General features: G+C 62.0%; 8 protein-coding genes. 7 read left to right on the forward strand and 1 reads right to left on the reverse strand.

Annotation, left to right across the window (positions count from 1 at the left end; genetic code table 11):
- Positions 1 to 14 precede the first annotated feature (14 nt).
- Complete coding sequence (locus tag KO516_RS20125; RefSeq protein ID WP_252737736.1) at positions 15 to 641, forward strand: IS66 family transposase; 627 nt, start codon at positions 15 to 17, stop codon at positions 639 to 641.
- A 6-nt stretch (positions 642 to 647) separates the two neighbouring features.
- The gene (locus KO516_RS24440) at positions 648 to 983 is read left to right on the forward strand and encodes a transposase domain-containing protein (RefSeq protein WP_252737737.1); all 336 of its coding nucleotides are present in this window, start codon (positions 648 to 650) and stop codon (positions 981 to 983) included.
- A gap of 123 nt (positions 984 to 1,106) precedes the next feature.
- Here the strand turns inward: KO516_RS24440 and KO516_RS20130 are convergent, their stop codons facing one another.
- Positions 1,107 to 2,021: a LysR family transcriptional regulator gene (locus tag KO516_RS20130; RefSeq protein ID WP_216005582.1), complete on the reverse strand. Its 915-nt coding sequence runs from the start codon at positions 2,019 to 2,021 to the stop codon at positions 1,107 to 1,109.
- 115 nt (positions 2,022 to 2,136) lie between these two features.
- On the opposite strand from KO516_RS20130, the gene KO516_RS20135 reads away from it, so the two are divergent.
- The 5 genes from KO516_RS20135 (at position 2,137) to KO516_RS20155 (ending at position 8,103) form a co-directional block, all read left to right on the forward strand.
- Positions 2,137 to 2,790: a pyroglutamyl-peptidase I gene (locus KO516_RS20135; RefSeq protein ID WP_216005583.1), complete on the forward strand. Its 654-nt coding sequence runs from the start codon at positions 2,137 to 2,139 to the stop codon at positions 2,788 to 2,790.
- Between the two features lie 13 nt (positions 2,791 to 2,803).
- A complete protein-coding gene (locus tag KO516_RS20140; protein ID WP_216005584.1) occupies positions 2,804 to 4,642 on the forward strand; it encodes an ABC transporter ATP-binding protein in 1,839 nt (612 codons plus the stop codon).
- 47 nt (positions 4,643 to 4,689) lie between these two features.
- Positions 4,690 to 6,225: an ABC transporter substrate-binding protein gene (locus KO516_RS20145; RefSeq protein ID WP_216005585.1), complete on the forward strand. Its 1,536-nt coding sequence runs from the start codon at positions 4,690 to 4,692 to the stop codon at positions 6,223 to 6,225.
- Between the two features lie 74 nt (positions 6,226 to 6,299).
- On the forward strand, positions 6,300 to 7,226 hold the full coding sequence (locus KO516_RS20150; RefSeq protein ID WP_216005586.1) for an ABC transporter permease: 927 nt from the start codon (positions 6,300 to 6,302) through the stop codon (positions 7,224 to 7,226).
- 1 nt (position 7,227) lies between these two features.
- Positions 7,228 to 8,103, forward strand: coding sequence for an ABC transporter permease (locus KO516_RS20155; protein ID WP_216005587.1), 876 nt, complete (start codon positions 7,228 to 7,230; stop codon positions 8,101 to 8,103).
- Positions 8,104 to 8,459 lie beyond the last annotated feature (356 nt).

Here is an 8,459-nt window from a genome sequence, read left to right on the forward strand (position 1 = left end):
CGAGAAGCTGAGTGATGACGCCTTCGAAGACCTGGAAACCGCCGTCGCCGAGGTCGAGACCCGCAAGGAGCACGCCGCGCCACGCGGAACAGATTCTTCAGGGCTTTGACAGTATCCTGCAGCTCGACAGCTACACCGGTTATGACCGGCTGACGCGCCCGTCCCGCAAGGGCGGCGCGCCGATCACGGTGGCCCACTGCTGGGCGCATGCGCGGCGCAAGCTGAAGGAAGTCTTCGACCGCGACGGCTCGGAAATCGCCGCTGATGGCGTGCGACGCATCGCCGAACTCTACCGCATCGAGGCCGAGATCCGCAGCATGGGCCCCGGTCAGCGCCTGTCGGCCCGCCAGGCCCGCAGCGCGCCCCTCGTCGCCGAGTTCCGCGACTGGCTGCAGGCACAGCGCCTGCGGATCTCAGCCAAGTCGCGCCTCGGCGAGAAGCCGACTGATATCCACCGCCAGTGGGGCGGGCTGCAGACCGTCCTCCACGACGGCCGCGTCGAGATGGACTCCAACGCCCCCTCTCGGCAGCATCTTTCAGATGCGCCTGCCGGGCAGCGATACGAAAACCTGATCCGCCCGATCGCCCTGACCAAGAAAAATGCGCTCTTCGCCGGTCACGACGAGGGCGGCCGCACCTAGGCCCGCATGGCCTCCCTGTTCGCCGCCGCGAATATCAACGGCGTCGAGCCCTTCGCCTATCTGAAGGCGACCCTCGAAGCCATCGCCGCCGGTCACCCGAACACTAGGATCGACGATCCTGCTGCCCTGGAACTTCAGCAAGTCAAGCATGATCTCCGATGGGGCGGAGGCAGCGCTTACGCTTCACGCATCCATTACCGTAGAACACTTGCAGCCCGGCCGGTTCCAGATCCCGACATGCCTGGGCCGCCGTCACGCCCGCGCGGTCACGAGCTTCACCGCCTCAAGCTTGAACACGCGGCTGAACTTCGGCCTCGTCATGCCCACTCTAAAGTTCCTTAGTAACGATCTTATCTTCGTGTCCAAGAAACCGGCAGCGGGCCATGACGGCCTAGAGAAGGGCCAGTGGCGCCCTAACCCAATCCGAGCGCGCGCCGGTCTGACCACGGGGGCGGATGAGCCACTTCAAGGCGCCGCCGCGCCCAAATCGGCATCAAATGTCGCGGCGGTTTCGCGCAGGATGTCGATGAATGCCGTGATCATGCTCGAAACAGGCTGCAACTCGGGCTGGGCGACCACATAGGTAAAATCAAGCCGTGGCTCGAAAGGCCGGGTCACCACGCCATTCTGGCGCCAGGGGTGCGCGGCAAAGGGCTCTATCAAACCAAGCGCAATGTTTTGGGCGATAAGCGCATAGCCGGTGTGCGAGCTTTGAGTGGCGATATTGCTGCTGAACCGGACGCCGGAATTTTCCAGCACCGCCGTCGTGGCATCCCAATGCACCTCTCCTTGGGGCAGAATGCGCAAGACATTCTCGCCTTCGAGATCCTGCGGCACGATCAGATCCTTGCTCGCAAGCGGATGAGAGGCGTGCATGGCACAGACATGAGACACCCGCAGCAAGGTCTCCTGCGTCAGTCCCGGCAGGTCAGGAAAGGCATGGGTGATTCCCAGACTGGCCTGATGGGTTTGCAATCTTAACACGATCTGCGTATACGATGCAGATTCAAGCTGGAATGCCACATTTGCGTGCAGTTTACGAAAACGCGAAATTGCCTTCGGAACAATACTTGTCGAAAGTGCGGGCGTCGCAAAGATCTTTAGCGAGGTTGGCGATCTGTCGCGAAGTTGCTGGGCGGAATACTCCAATTCCTCGATTCCGATAAAGAACCTGTCGACCGCCGAATAGAATTGCGTCGCCTCGGGCGTCGGAAGCAGCCGCCCCTTGCTGCGCTCGAAGAGCTTGAATTCCAAGTGATATTCCAGATCAGAGATCAGCCGGCTGACCGCTGGCTGTGTCACGGACATGAGCTTTGCCGCCTGCGCCGTCGTGCCGGTCTGCATCACGTATCGAAAGGCCTCGACCTGCCGGTGCTTCATGTTCCGCTCTCTTGAGTATAACATTTATACATACATCTATGTAGCAAAATGACTTGATTGCAACAAGTCGGCGACCAAGAAACGTGCCCAACATTTGGTCAAGGAAGGACGCAGGGTGTATCAACCAAGGATACTTGTCGCCGGATACGGCCCATGGGCGAAGGCGGAGAACAACCCGGCAGCACAAGTTGTGGGCGAGCTGGGCAAGCGCAGCTGGACTGGCTGCGAGGTGATCGGCCATGTGATGCCGGTCAACTCTGAAGATCTTCCCGAGAGCATCGACGCACTGCTCGACGCGCACCGCCCGGATGCCTGGGTCGGCTTGGGCGTGTCGAGCGCGGCGATCATCCAGACAGAAATGGTGGGCATCAACTGGCGGCATTTCGACGTGCCGGACCGCTCGGGCGCGCAGATCGACCTGTCGCCGATCGTCCCGGGCGGACCGGTGGCCTATAACGCCACGCTGCCGCATGCCGAGATGGTGGCCGCCGTGAAAGCCGCGGGCATTCCCGCCGCGGTGTCCTTCCACGCCGGAACCCACCTGTGCAACCAGATGCTCTATACCACGGCCCATGCGATCCAGAAGCGTGGCCTGCCGACGCTCACCGGGTTCATCCATGTGCCGCAGACCCCCGACAATGTCGCCGCTATGGAGCGTCGCACCCGGCAGACGGCCTCCATGAGCCTTGCCATGACGACCGATGCCATCGCGATCTGCATCGACACGCTCGCGACCGCGCTGACAGCCCGACAAACCGAGACCGTTTGACCAGGAGACAGACATGCCCGAGACCACCCCCCCACAAGCGTCCCTGCTGTCCGTTCGCGACCTGAGTGTCGAGTTCGGCGACGTGTCTTCACCCGCCCGCGTGGTTGACGGCGTGTCCTTCGATCTCGACCACAATCGCACGCTTGCCATCGTCGGCGAGTCCGGGTCCGGCAAGTCGATCACGTCACTGGCGATCCTCGGGTTGCTGAAACATCTGGGCGGCCGCGTTGCCGGGGGCGAGTTGCTGTTTCAAAGCGAGGTGCTTGGTCGGCAGGTCGATCTTGGCAATCTGTCCGAACGCGAGTTGCGCAAGATACGCGGCAACGAGATCGCGATGATCTTTCAGGAGCCCATGACCTCGCTCAACCCGGTCTACACCATCGGGTCGCAGATGGGCGAAACGCTGGCCCTGCATCAGGATCTGTCGCGGAGCGCGGCGCGGCGCAAGGCGCTGGAATTCCTTGATCTGGTCCGTCTGCCCAATGCCAAGCGGCTGCTCGGCAACTATCCGCACCAGCTTTCGGGTGGCATGCGCCAGCGGGTGATGATCGCCATGGCGCTCTGCTGCCAGCCCAAGATCCTGATCGCGGACGAGCCGACCACCGCGCTCGACGTCACAATTCAGGCGCAGATCCTGCACATCATCCGTGACCTTCAGGCCCAGATGCAGACCTCGGTGATCTTCATCAGTCATGACATGGGCGTGGTGTCGGAAATGGCCGATGACGTGCTGGTGATGAAGGCAAGCAAGCCGATCGAGGCCGGCGCGGTGAAAGAGGTTCTGGGTCACCCCAAGGCACCGTATACTCAGGCGCTTCTGGCAGCGGTGCCGCGCATCGGGTCGATGACCGGCACCACGATGCCGAAACTCTTCGACATTCCGGGGCTGGAGATCGCGCCAGAGGAAGTTCCGGCCAAGCCGGTGGACCGCAGCAAACCGGTGCTGGAGATCGAGGACCTGACGGTGCGCTTCGACATCCGGGGCGGGCTGCTGAGCCGTGTCACCCATCGCGTCCATGCCGCCGAAAAAGTGTCGTTCAACATCTATCCGGGCGAAACGCTGGCGCTTGTCGGCGAATCCGGCAGCGGCAAGTCGACCGTGGGCAAGACCATCCAGCAATTGCAGGAGCCGGTGTCCGGCGCGATGCGCTTTCACGGGCAGGATATCTTTTCGCTTCCCGCCGAGGATCGCAAAGCGTTCCGCAAGCAGACGCAGTACGTTTTCCAAGACCCCTACGGCTCGCTCAACCCGCGCAAGCCGGTGGGCGAAAGCCTGATCGAACCGGCGTGGGTGCATGGGCTGGTCACCTCGCGGGCCGAAGCGAAAGAGAAGGTCGCGGACCTGCTGGTCAAGGTGGGCCTGCCGGCGGAACATGCGGACCGCTTTCCGCACCAGTTCTCGGGCGGGCAACGCCAGCGCCTATGCATTGCCCGCGCGCTGGCTTGCGATCCCAGCCTGATCATCGCCGACGAAGCGGTCTCAGCCCTTGACGTCAGCGTTCAGGCGCAGGTGGTCAACCTGCTGATGAAGCTGCAGGCGGAACAGGGTCTATCCTACCTCTTTATCACCCATGACATGGCCGTGGTCGAACGCATCAGTCACCGGGTTGCCGTGATGTATCTGGGCCAGATCGTCGAGATCGGCACCCGCCAGCAGATCTTCGAGAACCCGCAGCACCCCTATACCAAGCGGCTTTTGTCCGCCGTGCCGGTGCTCAACCCCGGCGTGCGCCCAACGCGGACACCGCTCGAAGGCGAAATCCCCAACGCCATGCGGGCCGTCGGGGACGAACCAGCGCCCATCGAATTCGTCGCGGTCAGCGACGGGCATTTCGTCGCCGCACAGGCCTGATCCCACGTTCAATCGACCTTTCACTATCCCAACAGGAGCCTTGATTGATGACCATCCGCCAAACCTTCTTGGCAAAGACCGCCCTGCGGTCCGCGCTGCTGGTATCCTGCCTCGCGCTGGCTGCCCCGGCCTTTGCCCAGGACACCACACTGAACGTCGCGCAGCGGCAGGACCCGCAGAACCTCGACCCGATCGACACGTTCCGCCTGTCCTGGGGCTCGATCGGCAGCAACGTCTTTGACGGGCTCGTATTCCGCGGCGAAGACCTTGAGCTTCAGCCCGGTCTCGCCACCGGCTGGGAATTCCTCGACGACGAGACCCGCATCCGCTTTACCCTGCGCGAGGGCGTGGAATTTCACAATGGCGAGCCGTTCAACGCCGAGGCCGTCAAATACACCTTCGACCGCCTGCTGGGCGACGAGGGCGCGAAAGGCCCGCAGCGCAGCAACTACACCTCGATCCGCGAGGTTGTCGTTGTGGACCCCTACACCGTCGATTTCATGATGGAGCGCCCCGATCCGGTGCTGATCAGCAAGCTGGCCGGCTATGGTGCGATGATCGTGCCGCCGAAATACATTCAGGAAGTTGGCGAAGAAGCCTTCGACATGAAGCCCGTCGGCACCGGCCCCTTTCAGGTTTCGGAATACACCCCCACCGTCGGCGTGAAGCTGGAGAAGTTCGACAACTACTGGAACGGTGAAGCCAAAGTCGATGCGGTCAACATCCGCTTCATCCCCGAAGACGCGACCCGCATTGCCGAGCTTCTGTCTGGCGGCGTTGATATCTCGTTGAACATCCCGACGCCGTCGGTCGAGACCGTCAAGCAGAACGCGAATGTCGATCTGGTGGCCGTGGATGGCCCGACCGTCGACCTGACCCGGTTCAATACAGCAAGCGGCATCACCGCCGACCCGCGCGTGCGCAAAGCCATCACCATGGCGGTTGACCGCAACACCATCGTTAAGGCGCTGCTGGGCGGTCTGGCCAGCCCGATCTCCAGCGCGCAAGGTGCCAAATCCTTTGGCAATGATCCCGCGCTCGAAGCCTACGCTTACGATCCCGAAGCCGCCAAGGCGCTGCTGGCCGAAGCCGGTGTCGCTCCGGGGACCGAGATCACGCTCGACATGCCCAACAACGACGAAACCTTCCGCGAAGTCGCCCAGGTGATTGCCGCCTTCCTCGGTCAGGTCGGTCTGAACGTGAACATCCGCACCCACGAGCGCGGTGTCTATTTCAACGACATCATCGAGAACGGCAAAACCGGCGAGATGTACTATTACGGCTGGGGCGGCTGGACCTTCGATTTCGACAACACCGCCTACATCCTTTACCACACCGGCGAGCGCTTCAACCCGTACGTGTCGGATGCCAAACTCGACGAGTTGCTCGACGCGCAACGCCAGACCTATGACCGCGACGTGCGCGAAGCCGCGCTGCAGGCAGTGGCGCGCTATGCCCATGAGCAGGCGCTCGATCTGCCGCTCTACAACAAGGCTACCATCTATGGCGTGAGCAAGAATGTGGAGGGTTTCGATCCCGCACCGGATGACCGCGCCCGCTACATGAACGTCACCCTGAAATAAGCCCTGCCCCGGCCCCCTGCCATGATGCGGGGGGCCGGGCAACGCAATCGCGCTGGCCATAGAAAAGGACCCCCATGCCCGTATTCCGTTTCATCCTGCAACGCGTCTTTCAGGCCGTCCTCGTGACCCTGGCGGTGACGCTGTTTGTGGCCTTCACTGTGCGCCTGACCGGCGACCCGGCAGTGATGCTGACCGCCGAGTCGAGCAGCGTGACCGAGGACGACCTCGTTCGCATCCGCGAAGCGCTCGGCCTGAATCAGCCGTTCTATGCCCAGTATTTCGACTTCATCAAAAGCCTCGTGACCTTCGATCTGGGCAATTCGTTTTTCCGCGGGTCGATCCGCGATCTGATGGCTATTGCCCTGCCCTCGACTCTGCTTCTCGCGGTGGCCTCGATGGGCATCTCGATCCTGATCTCGATCCCGCTGGGCATCCACGCCGCGCTCCACAAGGGTGGCATTTCCGACCAGATCATCCGGGTGCTGTCGCTCGTGGGCCTGTCGTTTCCAAACTTCTGGCTTGGCATCATGTTCGTGCTGCTGCTCTCGATCGCCTTCCCCATTCTCCCCGCCTCGGGGTTTGAGACATGGACGGCGCTGATCCTGCCCGCCTTGACCATCGGCATCATCCTGACCGCAACCAATGTGCGCCTTGTGCGGACGCAGATGCTTGAAACGCTCTCGCAGCAATATGTGATGGTGGCCCGCGCCAAGGGCCTGAACGAACGCTCGGTGATCTACAAGCACGCGCTGCGCAACGCGGCCATCGCCATCGTCACCTTCCTCGGGCTGCAATTTGGCAATCTCATCGGCGGTCTGGTCGTGGTCGAGCTTGTCTTCAACTGGCCCGGCATGGGCACCCTGTCGATCGAAGCCATCGCCCAACGCGATTATCCGCTGTTGCAGGCGACCGTCTCAATCCTGGCGATCATGATTGTCGCCGTGAACCTCGCCGTGGACCTTGTCTATGGCCTGATCGATCCTCGCATCCGGGTGGCCTGACATGTCTGATACCTTGCAAAATCCCCCTGTTTCCGCCTTTCAGCGTTTCAAGCGCAGCCCCTTCGCCAAGTTCGAATTCGTGGCCGGCGCGACGCTGACCTGCGTTCTGACCCTTCTGGTGCTGTTCTCGGGCATCCTCTTCCCCGGCGGCGGCACCGAGGTGAACCTGCTGGCGCGGCTCTCTGAGCCGTTCCAAAGCGGGGCGCACCCGCTGGGAACCGATCCGCTGGGCCGCGATATTCTCGCCCGGATCGTCCACGGCGGGCGCATTTCGCTGACGGTCGGGCTGTTGTCTGCCCTTGGCTCGGTGGTTCTCGGCACGGTGATCGGGCTCTATGCGGGCTATTATCGCGGCTTCCTCGACAGCTTCGTGATGCGCTTTGCCGATGTGCAGCTTGCGCTGCCGTTCATCCTGCTCGCAATCACGGTCATCGCCATCGTGGGCCCTGGCATCGACCGGATCATCATCCTGATGATCGTGTCGCAATGGGTGCAATATGCGCGCCTCGTTCGCGGATCGGTGCTGAGCCTGCGTCAGCGCGAATTCGTGCAGGCCGCCGTCAGTTATGGCTCGCCGAACTGGAAGATCATCTTCAGCCACATCCTGCCCAATGCGATGGGGCCGCTGATCATCCTACTGACCCTGAACGTGGCCAACAACATCCTGCTGGAAAGCAGCCTGACCTTCCTCGGCCTCGGCGCCGATCCGCAAACGCCCAGCTGGGGCGGCATGCTGTCCGAAGGTCGGAGCTACATCCAGACGGCGTGGTGGATCACCGTTTTCCCCGGTATCGCCATCATGCTGACGGTGCTGGGTCTGAACCTGCTCGGAGACTGGCTCCGCGATGAGCTCGATCCGCTGGGCAAGACCCGCTGAGGTAAAACCCCTTCTGTGCCGCCATCAGGCGGCGCAGAAACCCACCCCGCCTGCGCCTCATGCAAATGCTGACGCCAAGCGAACCCGCAATTTTGCCCGTCGCATTGAAATCATGGCTGCCCACTGCATTGCAGTCACGCATTCGGGATGGCCGTTCCTAGTAATTGTGACGCTAGCCGAGCGGTACCGCCCTTCCTGCCCGTCCATTGCAGTCGCCCATATTGAACGAACTTCAATAGTCGGTCAGGGCCTATTCCGTTGAAAAGCTCCGCTTTCCTGAGGGGCTTGCCGCAGTTTCAATTTGGCTGCGACAGCTTGAGGAGAATGGCGATGATGGACTGAACCGCCCCGGTTTT

Source organism: Citreicella sp. C3M06, from assembly GCF_018860705.1.
GTDB lineage: Bacteria > Pseudomonadota > Alphaproteobacteria > Rhodobacterales > Rhodobacteraceae > Salipiger.